Source organism: Bradyrhizobium sp. WSM1253 (assembly GCF_000244935.1).
GTDB lineage: Bacteria > Pseudomonadota > Alphaproteobacteria > Rhizobiales > Xanthobacteraceae > Bradyrhizobium > Bradyrhizobium canariense.
Genome location: NZ_JH600073.1, coordinates 5979497 through 5998229, shown reverse-complemented (window position 1 = coordinate 5998229; position 18733 = coordinate 5979497). Strand labels below are relative to the sequence as shown.

15 protein-coding genes are annotated in these 18733 nt (G+C 56.3%); 3 read left to right on the top strand and 12 right to left on the bottom strand.

What is annotated here, in order from left to right; translation table 11 throughout:
* Positions 1-199: 199 nt before the first annotated feature.
* Complete coding sequence (locus BRA1253DRAFT_RS44625) at positions 200-907, bottom strand: hypothetical protein (RefSeq protein ID WP_007600401.1); 708 nt, start codon at positions 905-907, stop codon at positions 200-202.
* 758 nt (positions 908-1665) lie between these two features.
* Between BRA1253DRAFT_RS44625 and BRA1253DRAFT_RS29350 the strand changes: the two genes are divergently transcribed.
* The 3 genes from BRA1253DRAFT_RS29350 to BRA1253DRAFT_RS29340 all read left to right on the top strand — a co-directional run bounded on the left by BRA1253DRAFT_RS29350 (position 1666) and on the right by BRA1253DRAFT_RS29340 (position 5132).
* Positions 1666-2826, top strand: a complete 1161-nt coding sequence (locus tag BRA1253DRAFT_RS29350) for a Xaa-Pro peptidase family protein (RefSeq protein WP_007600400.1) — start codon at positions 1666-1668, stop codon at positions 2824-2826.
* A 196-nt stretch (positions 2827-3022) separates the two neighbouring features.
* Positions 3023-4018 (top strand): succinylglutamate desuccinylase/aspartoacylase family protein, encoded by a 996-nt coding sequence (locus BRA1253DRAFT_RS29345; protein WP_007600399.1) that lies wholly within the window; start codon positions 3023-3025, stop codon positions 4016-4018.
* A 349-nt stretch (positions 4019-4367) separates the two neighbouring features.
* The gene (locus BRA1253DRAFT_RS29340) at positions 4368-5132 is read left to right on the top strand and encodes a class II aldolase/adducin family protein (RefSeq protein ID WP_007600398.1); all 765 of its coding nucleotides are present in this window, start codon (positions 4368-4370) and stop codon (positions 5130-5132) included.
* Positions 5133-5675: 543 nt separating this feature from the next.
* Here the strand turns inward: BRA1253DRAFT_RS29340 and BRA1253DRAFT_RS29335 are convergent.
* From BRA1253DRAFT_RS29335 to BRA1253DRAFT_RS29290, 11 genes are all read right to left on the bottom strand, one after another.
* Positions 5676-6767: an ABC transporter ATP-binding protein gene (locus BRA1253DRAFT_RS29335; protein ID WP_007600396.1), complete on the bottom strand. Its 1092-nt coding sequence runs from the start codon at positions 6765-6767 to the stop codon at positions 5676-5678.
* Between the two features lie 32 nt (positions 6768-6799).
* Positions 6800-7636: an ABC transporter permease gene (locus BRA1253DRAFT_RS29330; protein WP_007600394.1), complete on the bottom strand. Its 837-nt coding sequence runs from the start codon at positions 7634-7636 to the stop codon at positions 6800-6802.
* Entirely contained in the window at positions 7633-8427 is a 795-nt protein-coding gene (locus tag BRA1253DRAFT_RS29325) for an ABC transporter permease (protein ID WP_157158642.1), read from the bottom strand. Before BRA1253DRAFT_RS29325 ends, BRA1253DRAFT_RS29330 begins: the two co-directional genes overlap by 4 nt.
* A 235-nt stretch (positions 8428-8662) precedes the next feature.
* Positions 8663-9754: an ABC transporter substrate-binding protein gene (locus BRA1253DRAFT_RS29320; protein WP_007600391.1), complete on the bottom strand. Its 1092-nt coding sequence runs from the start codon at positions 9752-9754 to the stop codon at positions 8663-8665.
* Between the two features lie 615 nt (positions 9755-10369).
* On the bottom strand, positions 10370-11200 hold the full coding sequence (locus tag BRA1253DRAFT_RS29315; protein ID WP_007600386.1) for an ABC transporter permease: 831 nt from the start codon (positions 11198-11200) through the stop codon (positions 10370-10372).
* A 5-nt stretch (positions 11201-11205) separates the two neighbouring features.
* Positions 11206-12456, bottom strand: a complete 1251-nt coding sequence (locus tag BRA1253DRAFT_RS29310) for an ABC transporter permease (RefSeq protein WP_007600385.1) — start codon at positions 12454-12456, stop codon at positions 11206-11208.
* Between the two features lie 75 nt (positions 12457-12531).
* On the bottom strand, positions 12532-13551 hold the full coding sequence (locus BRA1253DRAFT_RS29305) for an ABC transporter substrate-binding protein (protein WP_007600384.1): 1020 nt from the start codon (positions 13549-13551) through the stop codon (positions 12532-12534).
* Between the two features lie 63 nt (positions 13552-13614).
* Positions 13615-13836 (bottom strand): hypothetical protein, encoded by a 222-nt coding sequence (locus BRA1253DRAFT_RS46315; protein WP_083869958.1) that lies wholly within the window; start codon positions 13834-13836, stop codon positions 13615-13617.
* Positions 13837-13918: 82 nt separating this feature from the next.
* Positions 13919-14956, bottom strand: a complete 1038-nt coding sequence (locus BRA1253DRAFT_RS29300; RefSeq protein WP_245285989.1) for an ABC transporter substrate-binding protein — start codon at positions 14954-14956, stop codon at positions 13919-13921.
* A gap of 87 nt (positions 14957-15043) precedes the next feature.
* Positions 15044-16138: an ABC transporter ATP-binding protein gene (locus BRA1253DRAFT_RS29295; RefSeq protein ID WP_035995492.1), complete on the bottom strand. Its 1095-nt coding sequence runs from the start codon at positions 16136-16138 to the stop codon at positions 15044-15046.
* 346 nt (positions 16139-16484) lie between these two features.
* On the bottom strand, positions 16485-17912 hold the full coding sequence (locus tag BRA1253DRAFT_RS29290; protein WP_007600381.1) for an amidase: 1428 nt from the start codon (positions 17910-17912) through the stop codon (positions 16485-16487).
* Positions 17913-18733 lie beyond the last annotated feature (821 nt).

Sequence of the window (18733 nt, the reverse complement as noted above, 5' to 3'; positions counted from 1 at the left end):
TAAGGTCGTGAGTGCACTGCTCAACGGATCCAAAGCGACCCCACTCTCTCTGGTCCATCGGACTGTTGCCGAGATTGCCGCGCTGTCCTATTTCAGTCTCGATCACTGCACAGACCAGCGCGCCTACGCGCAATGTGCGCGTTTGCTCGCTTCGTCTCAGATTCCTCTGCGTCAAGCTGGCCGAACGAGAGAAGTGACCTCAGCCAAGTGACATCAAGGTCATCCGACAGAGGGTGGAGATATCGTACAAGGGCAGAGTCGTGACGCGACGGATTGCTTTGGTTACTAGCGGCGCAGCCGTACATTCGAACACAATCGCCGCAATTTCCGGATGGGCCTCGCACAAGCGCACAACACAGGCGACGAACTCCGCCTCTACATCGGCGACGTCGGTCGGCGGCGGCGGGCGCTTCATTTCGTTCTCCAAGAGCTTACCGCCTTCGATGCCTCCGACAACAACCCTCGCCCGTTCGGCGGGATCATCTACGCAGAGCAGATCTTCACCGCAATTGGTCGAGTCGGCTGTCACGACGGCAAGCTTTGCAGATCGTGGCAGCTGACGGAGTAGAGTCGGCACCAAAAGCAGACTTGAGATCACCACAGGAACATTCACCGATGCCGCCACCGCCGCCTGATGCCGAATAGAGAAGCCGCAGTTCGCGGTTATCGCGACCGCGCCTCGCTCGACCAAACGCCGGGCAGCAGCAACGTACGCCGACTCGAGGGCTGGGTCACCGCAGATGACTCTGTCAGCCCAACCTCCTACTATAGTTTCCGAAATGACCGGGAACCCGCAGGTATCCGGATTCAGGAGCGAGCCGGGCTGCGGCGGCGGCGGCGGCGCCTCGGGCGGCCTCCCGCGTTCGAGGTTCAGGACTCCGAGATAACGTGAGATCTTCGATGTCATTGTAGAACTCCAATAGAGCGATGCGATTGCAGTGCCATGGTGCCATGCGCCTTGCTGCGCAATTTGGAAGAATGAGGCATGGCGGCTGGCCAGCGGAGCAGGTAAAGTCGCTTGCGGAGGCGCATGTCGGTCGCTACGTAGCTCGCCAACTCCAGACCTCATTCTTCATCCACTGATGATCAGACAATGTCTCGCGGGGCTTTGTGCGTTTTTCGACGTGAATTTGCAGCATATCCGCATTCTACCTGGCGCAACGCCGGAAAGCGGCAGCGGTAAACTTCCGCCGCATGCACGGACCGAGTGCAACCTTCAGTTAAGTTGGCCGGCAAGGTTGAAGACCTGCTAAGCTTGGTAAGCTAACTGCGAAGCGCGCTGTTAACGGGCGCAGAGATTTACTTTAGCGCCCGTTTCCTTCGCAAACTTTTTGCCAACGCTGGAAATCGGCGCCAAGTTTCAAATACGATCTCGCTATCTGCAAGCCGCCTGGGAGCATCTGCGTTCGAACCTGAAGATGGAGCTGGTGGCGATAATCATAGCGGCTCGTCCGCTGTCTAACCAGACTTCGCCCCGCATCGTTGATCGGGCGAGGCGCTCCGGTCGAAGTCCTTCCATCGGACACTGCGTTTGACTCGAACCGCTGTTGCGAGTGAACTTCTGGCAAGGCCAACACACGAGTTGCGCTATGTATTCAAACAGCGTCGAACTCTGACTTCGGATGGCGCCCCTTCAGAACAACAACTCTTCAATCGAGGTGATAAATGACTAGCACGTCTTTAACGGCACCTAGCGCCCTTGCATTCCCCACTGCCGAGTATGAACTACGTCAGCGGAAAGTGTTCGAGGCTATGGAAAGAGCCAAGCTCGACGCTCTCGTGGTAACCGCTCACGGGCATCTTCAGTATCTTAGCGGATACGATGGACTCGGCGCATATTTCATGCCCTTCCCATTGATCCTCGTCCCGGGGCGAAAGCCGACCTATGTCATCCGAGAGTATGAACTAAGCAGTGTCCGTCCAAATAGCTGTATTCAGGAAATCCTCACTTACGCGGATCACGAAGGCTTTGCCCCAGCCTGCGCCGAAGCGATTCGCCGATTTGGTTTGAGCGGCAAAAAAATTGGGCTCGAACTCGGCTGCTGGAATCTTGCACCAGCGGACGTGAGTGCGCTTCAGGCCCACCTGCCGGATGCGAACTTCGTCGATGCGACTCGGCTGGTAGCGACGGTCGCAGCTGTGAAGACGCAGTTGGAGCTCGAAGCCATGCGCTTTGCAATGAAATTGACTGATGTGGCTGTTAGAACGTTCCAGCAGTCCTTGCGTGAGGGCATTACCGAAACCGAAGTGCTTGCGAACATGGACCGAGAAGTCGAAAAGGCTGGTGGTGTAATCAAAAAGCCCTCGGTGACTCTGCTTTTCGGCGAGCGGACGAAGCTGTCGCACGGCAGACCTCAGGATAATCCCATACGAAACAACGAACCGGCGTTTACTGAGCTTGGCGGTCTCAAAGCCGGTTATCCCTGCGGGTTGGTCCGGTGTGCTGTACTTGGCCGACATCCAGAGACTGAATTCCTGCACAGTCTATCGATCGAAGTCCTCGAGGCCGTTATTTCGGCGATCAAGCCTGGTGCAACGGCCGGCGACGTTGATGCCGCTGGACGAGCTGTACTTAAGCGCCATGGGCGTCCAGAGTTGCTCAATCATCGGGTGGGATACCAGACCGGCATCAACTGGTTGGAGCGCGGTAACATAAGCCTTGAGCCTGGTGCTACGGACATACTCGAACCAAACATGACCCTGCATATGCCAATTATTCTGCGCGGAGAGAACGGTTACCAATTTGGCACTAGCGAGCACGTTGTGGTGACGGAGAGAGGCGCAGAAATACTCAGCCGGACACCTCATACTCTGCATTTTGCATAACGGAAGGGGCGGAACGGGCTGTACGACCGCTAATCAATTGCTTCCGACTACTTTGCAGATGCAGGCTACGAACGAGCGCCTTTCCTGAGATCGGCGGTCTGTTTGGCAAGGCGGCACAATTTCTAACGTGGCTTCAAAAGGCGATCGATCCCTGGTGTTGTCATGTTAGCTCGACGGATAAAGGGCGAATGAACTAATGAGCAAAACATCACAGGTAACTTGCGATTTTAACGCGCTTGGCGTGAATACGGGACATGTTGTTGTCGGACAAGGCGAAGATTGCGAAGCGCTCTCGCTTCCGGTTATCAGTATCAACAGAGGAGAAGGTCCGAGCCTCTTAATCACAGGCGGATGCCATGGCGACGAATTGGAAGGGCCAATAGTCGCTCGAAGGGTTGCTGAATGGTTGCCGGAAGCGCAAACCTGTGGAAGAGTCATTATCTTACCCGCACTTAATCCACCTGCCGTGCAGGCATGGACCCGTAACACACCGATTGACGGCTTGAATCTCAATCGCGTGTTTCCGGGCCGTGCCGACGGATCGGTGACTGAACGCATCGCGGATGCTGTTTCGCGCCTGCTTTTGCCTCTGGTCGACATCGTGTTCGATCTGCACAGCTTTGGACCGGCTTGGGATTTTCCGCCCGCGACCACGACGCATCCCATTGCAGATGCTGATCTGATGGCCAAAACGCTCCGGATGGCACAGGCGTTCAGACTACCGGTGTCGTTGGTCTGGGAATCCAACGAGACGCCAGGAATGTTCGACACATGGGCGCAGAGTCAAGGCAAGGTATTCGTTTGCGCTGAGTTCGGCGGCGGCACGGTTGGCGCCGAAGTTCTGGCTATCTATGAAACCGGCGTCCGAAACGCTCTTATCACGCTCGGACTGGTTAACGGACAAGTCGCGCTACCAACCTTCCGTCAGCACAAGTCGAGCCGGACACTAGAATCGCTTTCGTCTGACGTACTAAAGTCCCCCGCAGTGGGGATCTTCGAGCCTCGCTGCTCAGTGCTGAGCGAAGTGAAGCAAGGAGACCTCATAGGGATCCTGCATCCGATGGATTCTCTATCGACCGGCTCCAGTTATATTCGAGCGCCTAGCACGTCGACGGTCTGCGCAATTCGATCCGGAGGACACGTGCGCCCTGGCGTGGGGGTAGCGTATCTGGCGAGACCCCTAAACTCCTGAGGTTTGGGGAAACACAATAACGAAGCCGCCGCCGGCCGATCTCGGTCTTATCGTTGAAACGGGGCTCGCAAACGGACCTACTGCGCTCGGCGAGCGCATAGCCGGGGCGATTCAATAAAGAAAATCTGGTGTTGGACAATCGTACCCAACCGCACAACCAGTTACGCAGAGCGAGGTGGCAACTCCTGCGGTGAACGCAATCACCGGCGCAATCGGACAATGTTAAAAGGAAGGGCAAATATCTCCTGTCTCTCCCGGCAGATACACAGGTCCGGTTGCAGGACTGCAATATGGGAGGAAACTGCCCGTCGAACACGGCTACTCTACATAGCTCGAACGGAGACACGACATGACTTCAAATACGCTACGGACCCATAATTCTGACCGCGAGCAACAGATAAATGCTCGGATCGATTTGGCCGCGGCGCATCGCCAAGCGGTGAACGACGGGTTCATGGAAGGGATCGACAATCACTTCACTCTAACCGTGCCGGGGCACTCGGATCGCTTCTACTTAAATGCATTTGGACTGCATTGGTTAGAAGTTAAGGCATCAAACCTTATTGAAGTCGGCCTTGATGGCCAAGTCGTCGCCGGCAATGGCATGGCCAATCTCTCAGCAGTCAGCATTCACGCACCCATGCATCGGCGGGGAATTGCCTGTGTTTTGCACACGCATATGCCGTACGCGACCGCACTGTCGCAGCTGGAGAATATGACGTTGGAGCCGTCTAGTCAGAACGGGATGGTTCTGCACGAACTAATCGCATATGATTATGATTACAAAGGCCTGGCGACCACCCAGGAGGAGGGTGAGAGACTGGCCGATGTGCTCGGGAACAAGAAAATACTAATGCTCGCGAACCACGGAGTTGTAACGACAGGAGAAACGGTAGCGGAGGCGTATCACAGGCTTTACTTTCTTGAGCGTGCGGCAATGACCCAAATGATTGCGTCGGCAGCGGGAAAACGACGAATGATAGCCGGTGAGGTTCTCGCAAATTCACGTACCCTTTTGCAGACCGCCAAACAGGAGTTCTCGGACGAGGTCAACCTATACTTCAACGCTGTCAAGCGTGTCCTAACTGCCGGCGGTTCGGACTATGCGGAGTGACCTGAGCCTCAACTCTCGCTCGCAAGCATGTTACGGTCTGGCCTTAGGAGGCTTGTTTTCCAGCAGTGTTTCACTGCGAACTCCGCCGGCGTTAAGTTGGCGAGGGCTGGGTCGCTCAGTGGCGCTTGCAATATCCCGATGAGGTGATCGCGTTGTCGTCTGCGGCAACCAGCCCCTGGGAATGGCCGAGGCAGCTGCCGCCGCTCACGTGCGTCATTCGGTGATGTGGTGGTTGGCATCGTAGGGTGGTGGTTTGCGCTACGGTCCGTCGGCTTCGTGCTCACAAACTCAACTCGCCGGGAATGATCCGATCTGTCGGGTACGACGGCGGTCGCTTCGACAAAAATTAGCCGTCCCCACCACGAGTAAGTCAGCATTGCCTATCATCGCATGCTCGTCTTGGCATCTCGATGAAGCTGGATCCGCTTGTGTGGTGTAGCAGTCTTCAAGGTCAATGGGGCGCGAGTGCCGGCAGCATACCCCCAAGGCGTCCGCAAACGGGCGTAGCCAGCGCGACGGGCGCCTACATGGGGCGCCTCAGCACTAGTTGCCCGGGACGATCGTCCCGCGTTCAGTCCGCCACTCGATACTGACTTCCTGACCCAAATTCGGCGTGAAGCTCAAAGCATCAGTCTGCAAGCGAGCATAAACGGTTTGATTTAGTGCTTGCAATTCGTATTTGAACGTATCGCCGAGGTATACCACTTGCCGCACACATCCGGTGATACGCTGGCTTCCAGGGGCCCGCGGCGAGTCGAACGGAGCCAACGTCAATTTATCGGGTCGGATCACCAATGCAGCTCGGCACCCGGGTGCAAGGCCATCATTGGACTGAACCGGTCCACACAGATCCCAGCCATTGCCTTTGATCGTGGTGGTTCCTGAGTCTTGGCTCATCACTCCGTGGAAGATGTTGGAGTCACCGACGAAGTCTGCGACGAAGACTGTCTTGGGGTTATCATAGAGCCCTCTCGGACTGTCCAGCTGTTCAACGCGCCCACGACGAAATACTGCGATTCTGTCGGACAGCACGAGGGCTTCCTCTTGATCATGTGTCACGTGCAGAATTGTTATACCAAGCTCCTTATGCAGGCGCCGGACCTCTAGCTGCAAAGTCTCCCGTAGCTTCTTATCAAGCGCGCCAAACGGTTCATCCATGAGCAAGAGGCGCGGGCGATAAACGACGGCACGTGCGAAAGCCACGCGTTGTTGCTGACCGCCCGAGAGCTGCCGCGGGAACCGATCCTCGAGACCTTCCAGGCCAACGAGGCGCAGTGCCTCATGAATTAATGCTGCCCGCTCAGATTTCGGGACGCGAACTAGTGGGAAGGCTACGTTCTGAGCTACGGTAAGGTGCGGGAATAACGCATAGTTTTGAAACACCATCCCAATGCCACGCTTGTGGGATGGAATGTGAGTTGCGTCCTGCCCATCAATGAAAATCCGCCCCGACGTCGGCTGAACAAACCCTGCTACCATGTTGAGCGTGGTCGTTTTACCGGAGCCAGAAGAGCCGAGAAGGGTCATAAATTCGCCCTTTCGTAGCTCAAGGTCGATCGCATCGACGGCGATAAGGCTTGCAAAGGCCTTGGTAACGGCTTGCATCCGCAGAGCCGGCTGCGTTACTTCCGTCATTATCTCACTCCGTCGGACGTCGGACAGGATGTTCATCGCTGCTCGCTTTCTCCAAGGAGTTGCCTGCTGCCGCGAAGAAGCATTAACCCGAGGACGAGGGAGCTGATTGCCAGGAGAAGGCTAGAAACAGCGGCGGCTGTCGGATCGACTGAAAGCTTCACCTGGGAAAAGAGGCCAACCGGAATGGTATTGACCTCCGCGCTCGAGAGAAATGATGCAACGATATATTCGTCCCAGGATCCCAGAAAGGCAAAGACGAACCCGAATAGAATCCCCACCTGTATCAGCGGAGCGGTTACACGAAAGAACACTATGAGTGGGCTGGCGCCCATGATTGCTGCGGCCCTCTCTAGATTGCGATCCACCGTAACGAGGGCGGAAGTTATCATGATGATGGGGAATGGCAGATTCATAACGGCATGTGCCAAGATCAGCCCTGTCACGGTGCCTTGGAGTTCACCTCCTAGCGTAACTGGCCCGATCGACCACCCAAGGGTCCACACGAAGAACATGCCGATGGCGATCACGACGGTTGGGACAACGAGGGGCGACAGAAGAAGTGCCGACACTAAACGCTTCCCCGGAAAGCTGCCCCGGACGAGGCCTAGCGCAGCCAACAACCCAAGCGCGGTCGCGAGCGCAGCCGAACCCATTCCGATCTCGAGCGAGGTCACAATACGCTCCCGCCAGTCAGAACTCATCAGCACGGTCTCGTACCAGCGGGTGCTGAAGCCGATCGGTGGCCAAATCATTTCTTCGGCATCTGTAAAGCTCAAGGGCACGATAATAAGCAGTGGCGCCGCCAGGAAAAAGCAAACCAGCACGCCAAAGACGCCCAGCAGCAACCAGGTGGAACGCTTAGGGGTCATTCGGGGACTGCCACGCCGAAGACATCACGGAGTCGTACGGCAGCGCTCGCTGCAAGGAGCACGCCGAACGTCACAATGAGCAACGCCACACTAAGCGCGCTACCGTATCCCCACTCTACATGTCGAACCGCTAATACAACCTGCTCAGTGACGTACAGATCTCGGCCGCTTCCCAGTAGGGCTGGCGTAATGTAAAAACCTAGGGAAAGAACAAACACGAGCACGCATCCTGCGAGCACACCAGGTACGCTGAGCGGCACGATGACGCGCGCAAATGCGCGGGCAGGAGGTGCGCCGAGTATAGCCGCAGCCCGCCAATAATCGCGATCAATCCGACGCATGACAGCGTAGATTGGAAAGACCATGTACGGCAACAGGACCGCCAGCATTCCGAACATCACTGCGAAATCGTTGCGAATTAGTGGCAGGGGAGTGCCAATGAGCCCGAGATCGATCAGCGTCTCGTTTATGACGCCCGTGTCGCGGAGAAGCACCGTTAATGCATATGTTCTCACAATGAAGCTGACCCAGGACGGGATTAGCACAGCCAGCTGGAGGACTGCCGCGAGCCTCGCTGATGATATGTACATGAGGTAAGAGTATGGATATCCGACGAGCAAAGATCCGAGCGTCGCCACGAGAGCCGTCTCAATAGTCGTAACGAAGGTCTGAACGACAAGTGAGGAAGTGAAAAGACGGACGTAGTTCTCGAAGCCCGGATCAGGCTCCACAAAACTTTGGACAACCACGAACGCCAACGGCCACAGGAAGAACGCGATAAGAAATACCAAGGCGGGTAGCACCAGCCAACCCCATCTGTTGGCTGAGGCCCCTTGCGCTCCGGCATTCCGCAGCATCCCACAGATAAGTCGGAACCGCTGCCAGAATAAACCGTGAGGGTCGGACTTTTGATTTTCGATGCGATCAAGTTGTGAGTACATCTCTATCGAGACTCCGAAGAGAGAGCTGTTCCAAGGTCCTGAGATGTTTTCTGTCGTCCGTTGGCTCAATGGAGTTTAATGCTGACTATTTGGATTTCCATTGCTGGTAGCGACTGTTCATTTCATTGTAGTAATCGCCAAGCCACGCCGCGACCTGCGGAGTGTCAAGGAGCACATGCGGCTCGTTCAAATGATTGACCGGATAAGCGTCCTGCCATTTAGGGTTGGCTTCCGCGTGTATATTTGCAGGGCCGAGCGCGATGCAGTTGGTCTGCTGACCATTGATCTTTTTGCTAAGAACAAAGGCGAGATACTTCATTGCGGTTGCCTTGTTCGGATCGCCCTTGGGCACGGCTCGCATGTCCGAGCTAACGATGAAGCCGTTCCACACCTGCCCTACGGGCTTGCCATCGACGCGTGCCGACGCAACGCGATTGGCATAAGCCATGGTGAGCGGCGTTTCTCCAGATATGAGGAGATCCTGTAGTTGCGCTCCCGTTTCCCAAAAGACCAACTGCTTCTTTATGGTATCAAGCTTTTTGAAGGCGCGGGCGAAGTCCAAGGGCACAATATCTTGGGGAGCTACGCCATCGGCGAGCAAAGCCATTATGAGAATTGTGGCCGGGCCATCTCCCACGCCGCGTTTTCCTGGAAATTTCTCCAGGTCAAAGAAATCCGCCCAGCCGGCCGGAATCTTCCCCCCTGTTTTCTGTAAGTTGTAGGCGAGAGTGAAGGCATAGTTATCGAGCGCGACTGCGTAGGTTTGCGCCAAATCTGGGATTAGGTCCTCTTTATTGATGATAGAATAGTCGATGGGCTCGAGATATTTCGGCCCATTCGGGGGTTGAGCAAAAGCTGAACCCAAACCCATTACGTCGGCGGTGTAGTGACGAGTGGTCACCGAGAGTTTAAATTTGGAATTATCAGCATTTTCGGGGATCGTGAGGATTCTGATCCCCGTCTCCTTTGTAAATGGTTCAAAAAATGAAGTACGTAGACAGTCTGCATACATGCCGGTCCCATTTTCGACCGTGAGCGTTGGGCTGTCCGCCTGCACTCGATCAAGCGATCCTTCTAGGGCAAGGGCAGCTGAAAGCGTAACTCCACCGACCAGCAGGCAAGTTAACCTCTGCCGCCGTATGGGTTGACCACACATTTTGGACATTTCCGGTACCATCGTGCCCCTCCTTTGCAATTTGCTGTTGTTCTCTGATAAGCAATTTCCGAGCGCTGGGAGACTTCGCAGCCTGGCTTAAGTGGGTCTTCGAGAGTCTAGAGCGGGAACGCCGACCACAGTCGCCTGACACTTCTCCGCAAAGCGCGCCAAACGCGACTTGCAAACGATCGCGAACACGCCTTCAACTTGGCGCGGAAATAGTGCTAGCAATTCAATAGCACCCCTCCCTCGCATTCGCTGCGAAGTTCGTTTGAAGTCTTATTGAAGCATAGTAGCTTGGTAAGGCTAGCCTACGGCTCTGCTTTTCTCGTGCGATTTCGAGCTGGACGCGCAGTATCGCGGCTTTCTCGACTGTCATTCCGCGGGAAAGCGGCGAAGTGACATCGAAGTCGTCCGTCTAGGAACACAAAGCTCTTGCGCGGAAGGCCAGCCTAGATTCTTATCGCGATTAGACCATGAGAGGTTATGAACCTTCGACGGGTCAGTACTATTTCCGAATCTGATTTCCGGGATCTTCGCTTCGGGGGCAGCCTTGTCTAGCCGATCGAAACTCTGGCAGAGACGTGCAGAGTTTTCGAACGAAAAGAAATAAGTGCCTCAATCGGACAGGCACTTTTAGCTGTTGCGGATCCCGCGCAACCGCTCCGAGCGTCGGCGCAACAGCTCGACGGTAGTTAGCATGACGACGGTGAATAGCACCAGGACGGCGGCGGCCGCTATCATGGTTGGGTTGTACTGCTCTCGGATGCCGGAATACATGACCATGGGCAAGGTGCGCTGTTCAGGGCCAGCAACGAAAAGGGCGACTACCACCTCGTCAAAGGAGGTGAGGAAGGCGAAGAGGGCCCCGGTGGCCATGCCAGGCAGGATGAGCGGCAGGATGACCTTGAAGAACACGGCGATCGGCGGCGCCCCCAGACCGGCCGCCGCGCGTCCGAGCGACTCATCAAAACCTGTCAGGGTGGCGGACACGGCGATAACGACAAAGGGTGTCGCCAAGGTCGTGTGTGCTAGGATCAGTCCGGCATAGCCGTTCAGCAGCCCGATCGCCGCATACAAGAAATATACTGCGACCGCAGTGATCACGATCGGCACGATCAGCGGCATAACCAGTATGTTCATCGCTAGGGTGCGCCACCGGGCGCTTAAGCGGACGAGTCCAATTGCGGCTAACGTACCCAGCGCCGTCGACAGCAAGGTGACCGAAACTGCAACGAAGATTGAGTTCAGCAGCGCGCTCTGCCAGAGCTCCGTTAGGAAGAATTGCTCGTACCATTGAGACGAGAATCCTGCCATTGGATAGGTGAAGAAAGCGACAGAATTGAAAGACAGCGGAAGGATCACTACGATCGGTGCGACCAGGAACAGCAACACTGCCGCACAGATCAGCCGATGCAGATAGTGCCAGCCCTTTTCTATGGGGGAGGCGTAAGTGAATTTGGCCATTTTTCTTACCTCATCATAAGCCGGTCGGCGCCAGCAAGCCGATTGTAAACAAGGTAGAGCAACATCGTTGTCGTAAGTAGAATTGCACCAAGGGCCGAGGCCATGCCCCAGTTGAGCTCTTCGTTAGTATAATGCGCTATGAAATAGCTAATCATCTGGTCGGCTGGCCCGCCCACAATCGATGGAGTGATGTAGTAGCCCAGACACAAAATGAACGTCAGCAGGCAACCAGCGACGACTCCTGGCAGGGTCTGGGGGAAGTAGACCTTCCAGAAGGCGTAGAATGGACCAGCGCCGAGCGAGCGCGCGGCGCGCACGTAGTTGGGCGAGATCGTTTTCATGACGCTGTAGATCGGCAAGAGTGTAATAGGCACCTGAATATTAATCATCGCTCCGACCGTGCTGAACCGGTTGAAGATGAGCTCAAGGGGTTGCGATATGATGTGCAGTTCCAATAGCACGTTGTTGATAACCCCGTTCTTCTGCAGGAGCACGACCCAAGCGATGCTGCGTACCAGGCCCGAGGTCCAGAATGGCAAGACGACCATGATCATTAGCAGATTGCTTGTCTTGGGCGGCACCGTCGCAAGAAGATAAGCTACCGGGAAGCCTAGTAGTAATGTCGCGATGGTCACAGCAGTGCTGATACCAAACGTGCGCAAGAAGACGTCGCGGAAGATCGCGGTCTCCGCGGGAGCGGAGACGATCTTTCCATCGGGGTCGTATTGATAATCGACGGAACGTAGCAAATAATATGCGGTGTATGGTGAACGGGCGCGCTTCAAAAGGCTCCAGACATCGTGATGTCCCCAGAGGGGGGCGAATGCAATTATGGCCTGCTTGTAAGGTCCGGCAGTCAACACGCTTACCTGGCGTGCGCTGGATAGCACAGAGCCTGCTGCCCCCGGCAATTCGTAGTTAATTCGATTTCCGATCTGAAATGCATTGTTGTGCGCCCAAGCTTCTTTGAGATCGCCCGCCAGCGCGGCGAATGCGGATTCGTCGGGTACGTCCGTGCCGTCCCACGATTCAATCGCAATCATAGTCTGGGGCATCAACGTCAGCAGTATTTTATCGTAGACCGCGTTCTCGAGCATTCGGCCAATCGGGAAGGCAAAGGCGGTGAGGACAAATAGTAGGAGCGGAAGCAGGAGGGTGAAAGCCCTGAGCTGGCGCCGGGACTCGACTCGCCGAAATTTGACACGTAGCGGCACTCGTTCAGGACTGGCTGAGAATTTGACCGCAATCGTGTTCATCGGGTTCTTCCTCACTCGCTTAACTTCAGTTGTTTCTTTAGCGGCGAGGAGAAGACCTCCTCGCCGCTCTTTTCATTACTTCGCGAGCCAAGCGGTAAAGCGCTGACGCAACTCATCGCCGTGAATAGCCCAGAAGTTTGGGTCGAACTTCAGGGCCACGGCTGCATGCTCGGGCGAGGTTGGAAGCTCGGGCAGCACCGCCGGATCGACAAGCGCCAGCGCGTCCTTGTTGGCGGGGCCGTAAGGCGCGTAACGTGTCAAATCGGCCTGCGGCTGGGCTGAGCCAGCGAAGGCGAGGAACTTGTAGGCATCTTGGATACGTGGACTCCCTTTAGGGATGACCCAGTAATCAAAGGCTCCTTGCGCAGCGTCCCACATGATGCCGTATTGCTTGTTCAACTCGTTGTCGGTCCAAGCCGCCGTCATGATGACTTCGCCACTAGCGAGTAGCTGCGTCATCTGTGGGCCGGTCGTCCACCAGATGATATCATTTTTGACGGTGTCGAGCTTCTTCAACGCGCGTTCGACACCTTGCGGCGTGCCGAGGACCTTATAAACGTCGTCCCTTGACACGCCGTCAGCGATCAGCGCCCATTCGAGAGTTGGATAGGGATTCTTCCACAGTCCGCGCTTGCCTGGGAATTTCTTGGCGTCAAATAGGTCGGCGATCGTCGTCGGAGCGGGCGTCAGTTTCTTGCCATAGTAGACGATCGTGGCATTGGTCTGGCTTGGCACCCCGCACTCAAACTTTCCAACTTCGCCAAACTTTGCCCGGTCAAGACCCAGCTTCTTCCAGTCTATCGTCTCGATGAGGCCTTGGGCACACATAGCCCAAGCATTTGAACCGGCATCGACTACGTCCCAGCTCACACTATTGGTTTCGACCATGGCACGAACCTTAGCTGCCTCGCCCGCGTACACCCCTTGGATGACCTTGATCCCAGTGGCCTTCGAGAAGGGCTCGAAAATGTACTTGGCCAGCGCGTCCTGATAATTCCCACCCCAGCTGACGATCGTCAGCTGATCGGCCGCCAAAGCCGGAGTTCTTAGGGCACCCAACGCCAAGCCCACGGCGGCCAATGCGCCGGCGACCATTATATGCGTCCTCATCGTATTCCTCTCTCCTTTTAGTCCGCCCCCAGACTAGGAGCGGCGCTGTCAAAGTCCCTGCCCGCCAGGTCCACGGCGCTTCGGGCCACTGTCAAGACGCATCGAGCGCTCGACAATGGTCCGTTTTCCATCCATTGATCGCTGCCCGGCTCGCCAACCTCGCCCGACGAATTGGGCGATGTAGGCGTTGCTCGGCTGTTCGTACAACTCGGCGGGCGCAGCGAGTTGCTGGATCGCCCCCTTATTGAACACCGTGATGCGGTACGACATGGTCAGCGCTCGCTCTGATCATCCGTCACAGACCACGGTGACACCGGATGCTTAGAGATATGCTTGATCTCAGCTGCTTTGATTACTTCGCGAGCCAAGCCGTAAACTGCTGACGCAGATCATCGCCGTGAACAGCCCAGAATCTTGGGTCGAAAGGCAGAGCAATGGCTGCATGCTCCGGCGTATTCGAAAGGTTTGGCAAGGTCTCTGGATCTACTAGAGCCATTGCATCCTTGTTGGCCGGCGCCAAGGGCAGCTCGCGCGTCATGTCTGCCTGCGGTTTGGCTGAACCGGCGAAGGTGAGGAACTTGTACGCTTCGTCGAGGTGTGGGCTACCCTTGGGAATGACCCAGTATTGATACGCCCCTTGCGCAGCGTCCCACATGGTATCATACCGCTTGTTCAATTCGTTGCTCGTCCAAGCCGCGGTCATGATGACTTGGCCACTACCGAGTAGCTGGTCCGCTTGGGCGCCGGACGTCCACCAGATGACATCGTTCTTGATCGTGTCGAGTTTCTTCAACGCGCGATCAACTCCTTGCGGCGTGCCGAGGACCTTATAGACGTCATCCCTTGACACGCCGTCAGCGATCAACGCCCATTCGAGACTCGGATAGGGATTCTTCCACAGCCCGCGCTTGCCGGCGAATTTCTTGGTGTCAAACAGGTCGGCGATGGTCGTCGGAGCGGGCGTCAGTTTCTTGCCATAGTAGACGATCGTGGCATTGGTCTGGCTTGGCACCCCGCACTCAAACTTGCCCGCTTCACCAAATTTTGCCCGGTCAAGGCCCAGCTTCTTCCAGTCTGTGGTCTCGAGGAGTCCTTGGGCACACATCACCCAAGCATTTGAGCCGGCATCGACTACGTCCCAACTAACAGTCTTGGTTTCGACCATGGCACGGACCTTAGCGGCCTCGCCCGCGTACACGCCTTGAATGACCTTGACTCCCGTGGCCTTCGAGAAGGGCTCGAAAATGTACTTGGCCAGCGCGTTCTGATAATTTCCACCCCAGCTGACGACCGTCAGCTGATCGGCCGCGAAAGCCGGCGTTCTCGACGCGCCCAACATTAAGCCCATGGCAGCCAACGCGCCGGCGACAATTGAATGTGTCCTCATCATATTCCTCTCCCCTTTTAGTCCGCCCCAGAATAGGAGCGGCGCTGTCAAACTTCCTGGCCACCTCGCCGACGGCACTTCGGGCCACTGTCAAGACGCATCGAGCGCTCGACAATCCTCCGTTTTCCATCCGATCGTGATCGCTGCGCCCGGCGCGATCTGCGCCATGCCGTCCGAATTCGGCAGCTTGATCACAAAGTCGTCTTGGCCGCAGACGGAGACCCGGGCCCGCACGTGGTCACCGAGGTAGATCACCTCCGCAATCCGCGCGCTGAAGATATTTGGTAAGGACCCCGGCGTTGGGTTGAGCTTCACCCGCTCCGGCCTTAGCGATAACACTGTCGGTCCCCCGGCCACCTCGATGTTGACTGCGAGCGCCTGCACGCCACCCGAGCCAGGAATCTCGACCTTGCACGTCGCACCATTCATCGAGACGACCTTACCAAGAAGCCGGTTATTCTCGCCGACGAACTGGGCAACGAAGGCGTTGCGCGGCTCTTCGTACAACTCGGCGGGCGCAGCGAGTTGCTGGATAGCCCCATCATTGAACACCGCGATGCGGTCCGACATGGTCAGCGCCTCGCTCTGGTCATGCGTCACATAGACCACGGTGACACCGAGATCCTCATGGATATGCTTGATCTCAAGCTGCATCTGCTCGCGCAACTGCTTGTCGAGGGCGCCGAGCGGCTCATCCATCAGGACGAGCTTGGGATCAAAGATGAGCGCGCGAGCAAGGGCGACGCGCTGCTGCTGTCCTCCGGAAAGCTGGCCAGGCCGCCGCTTGCCATGGTCCCCGAGCCGAACCATGTCGAGCGCTCGCTTGATTCCTATCTCGCGCTCGGCCCTGCCGAGCTTTCGAACTTTGAGCGGGAAGGCGAGATTCTCCTCCACCGTCATGTGCGGAAAGAGCGCATAGTTCTGAAATACCATTCCAATGTCGCGCTTGTGTGGAGGGACGTTATGAATGGAGCGCCCCTCCAGATGGATGGAACCTTGAGTAGGCACCTCGAAGCCGGCGAGCATCATAAGCGTCGTCGTCTTGCCCGAGCCGGATGGCCCCAGCAACGTCAAGAACTCACCCCGCGCTACATTCAGGTTGAGATTCTTAACAACGAGCGCTTCACCATCATAAGTCTTCTGGATATCGGAAAACTTCACAAACGCGGTGTTCGTGTCGGCCATGGAGACCCCCGTCAACGCTGGCGTTTTCCCCGTTAGCGTCTCATCGCCAACCAGCCCGCGGCGTTCTTTTTTGTCTGATCGCAACTTGTCCACCTCGCAGTCGAGACCATCGGGACAGCTCCGCGTTGGACGTGTGCGATTAATCAACTGGCTCATTCTTCCTCCCACGCTTAGTTCTCCGTCCTTGGTGCTGACACACGATTGTCATCAAGACAACGCGACGTGTCTGTCACCTCAGGTATTGCATTCCGCGCGCTACCAAGTTGCTCATCGAAATGGTCCCCTCCTACCAACAACGCGCGTCATGGCTGGCGAGGGTGAAAGCCATTCTCGCCACATGTTGTAGTTACTTCGCGAGCGGGGCAGTTGTTTGCAGCTTTAACGCACATGGCCTCGGCGGGACCAGACGCCCAAATGCACTTTCAAGAACCTGTGCTGCGGATAGCACAGTCATATCGTTGTAGCGCGCAGCGACCAATTGGAGGCCGACGGGAAGACCATTGCTATCTAATCCAGACGGCAAGGAAGCTGCTGGTTGCTTTGTGATGTTGAAAGGGCCGGTGAATGGCGTCCAATTTGGATGGTCTGGCTCATCACGCCCAACTGGGAAAGGTGCGATCGGCATCGTTGGCGTGACTAGGAGATCAAATTCTTGGTGAAACGCAGCCATCTTAGCCGTAAGTTCGAAACACGCTTCTTGAGTGTCTTGATATTCCGAAAGAGTGACCGACAAACCTCGCTCTGCGTAATCCAAGAAGCTGGGTTCAAGGAGAGAACGTTGCTCGTTGTTCAGTCGGCGAAGGATCCGGGCCACGCCGGCAAACCAAATCGTTCGGAGTAGTGGTCGCGGATCATCGAAACCTGGATCTATCTCGACTACTTCTGCGCCGAGGGACTCGATCTTCTGAATGGCCGCATCCGTAACCTTCAGAATGTCTCTGTCCACATCCACAAACCCGAAGTCTCGGCTATAGGCTACTTTCAACCCTTTTAATGTGGATCTGAGAGGAACGTCGCCGAATGGATATTCCGGACCCGCATATCCGTCCCTGACATCGTGTTGGCCGATAACCCTCATCATGAGGGCCGCGTCGGCCACTGTGCGAGTTATCGGCCCGGTATGCGAGAGCGTGGTAAATACGCTGGGCGGCCACTGGGGGACATACCCGAAGCTCGGCTTGAAGCCGAACGTGCCTGTGAAGCTTGCGGGAATCCGTATCGATCCAGCGCCATCGCTTCCTTGATGGAGAAAACCGAGATTCAACGCTGCGGCAACTGCCGCACCACCGGACGACCCACCTGGCGTGAGGTCTGGATTCCAAGGGTTACGAGTAATTCCGAAAAGTAGACTGTCGGTAACACCTTTCCAGCCATATTCCGGGGTAGTTGTCTTTCCAAGAAGGACGGCTCCCGCCTCCCGCAGACGTGCAGCGGCCGGGGAATCGACATCCCAGGGCCCCCCCTCACTGGTCGACTTCGAGCCCCAGCGTGTAGGCATACCGCGAGTGAGCGTGACGTCCTTTAAGGTTACGGGCAATCCATCAAGCAAACCCAATGGCTCGCTCCGGATCCACCGGGCTTCTGAGACTCGCGCTTGGGCTTTGGCCTGTTCGACGCCGATGAAGCAGAATGCGTTGAACTCGGAATTTGTTTCATCGATGCGCCTCAAGCAGTCATCGGTCACTTCAACTGGAGACAAATCCCGGCTCTTATAAAGCGCAAGGCAGTCATGCGCAGTAAGATCTGCAATCTGTGTTGCCGGTTTCGTAGACATTATAAGTCCCCTTGCCTCCATTGCGCTGGAGTTCGCGGTCGTTGTCGCTTGAGTGTTAGTAGATTTCACTTCAGCGCCCGTTTCCTGCAAAAGATATCAGCGCGCGACTAAATCCGGCGTGCGCACATACTGTTGCGCAGGTTATGAATGTGCCGAGTAGTGGCCTATCGTCCACGCGGCAGAAATGCATGAGTTCCCTCAAGCAGGTATACCGACGTGGTTATCGCCGTAAGAGCCGGCGCCAGCTTCTTTCCCTTGGAGCACGGCGCCACTCGCGATCGATTCAGGCCCAGTTCGATTTTGCTGCCGAGCTGCACAAATGCGTGCTTCCGATTGGTGATCTGATCGAGCCTGCCTCCTGTCGGGGCCCGTCCTGGTAATATCCAACCGAAGTCTGCTATCGACCCCGGACCGGCGCGAGGTCATCCACGTCGTCATGCAAGAGGTGGGAAGCCGCGGCACGAAGCCTGGGGGCTGCACAAGGCGAGTGGTTTTAGGAACGCCAGATCCCCACGGCACGGTGTCCGTCGATGAAGAAGATGATCGCCCTATGGGATCCGCCGTCCCAAAGTACGTAGATCTTGCACAATATTCATTGCGCCTCGCGAACCTCCGGCGTCTCGAAGGACGTGCATTCAGCTTCTGGAATGGCGGTCCATCCGTCCCAGGCAAGCTTTCGGGCTTGCATGGTGGCCGCAACGTCGCTCGCAATCGAGCCGGCGAGGTAAACCGCGCGAGACCCTCTGGCAAGTCCCAAAAGACGCCAACGCGCTCCTGTAGTCTCGCGTGTTGTGCACTAGCGCGCGCTTGCGTTATTACAG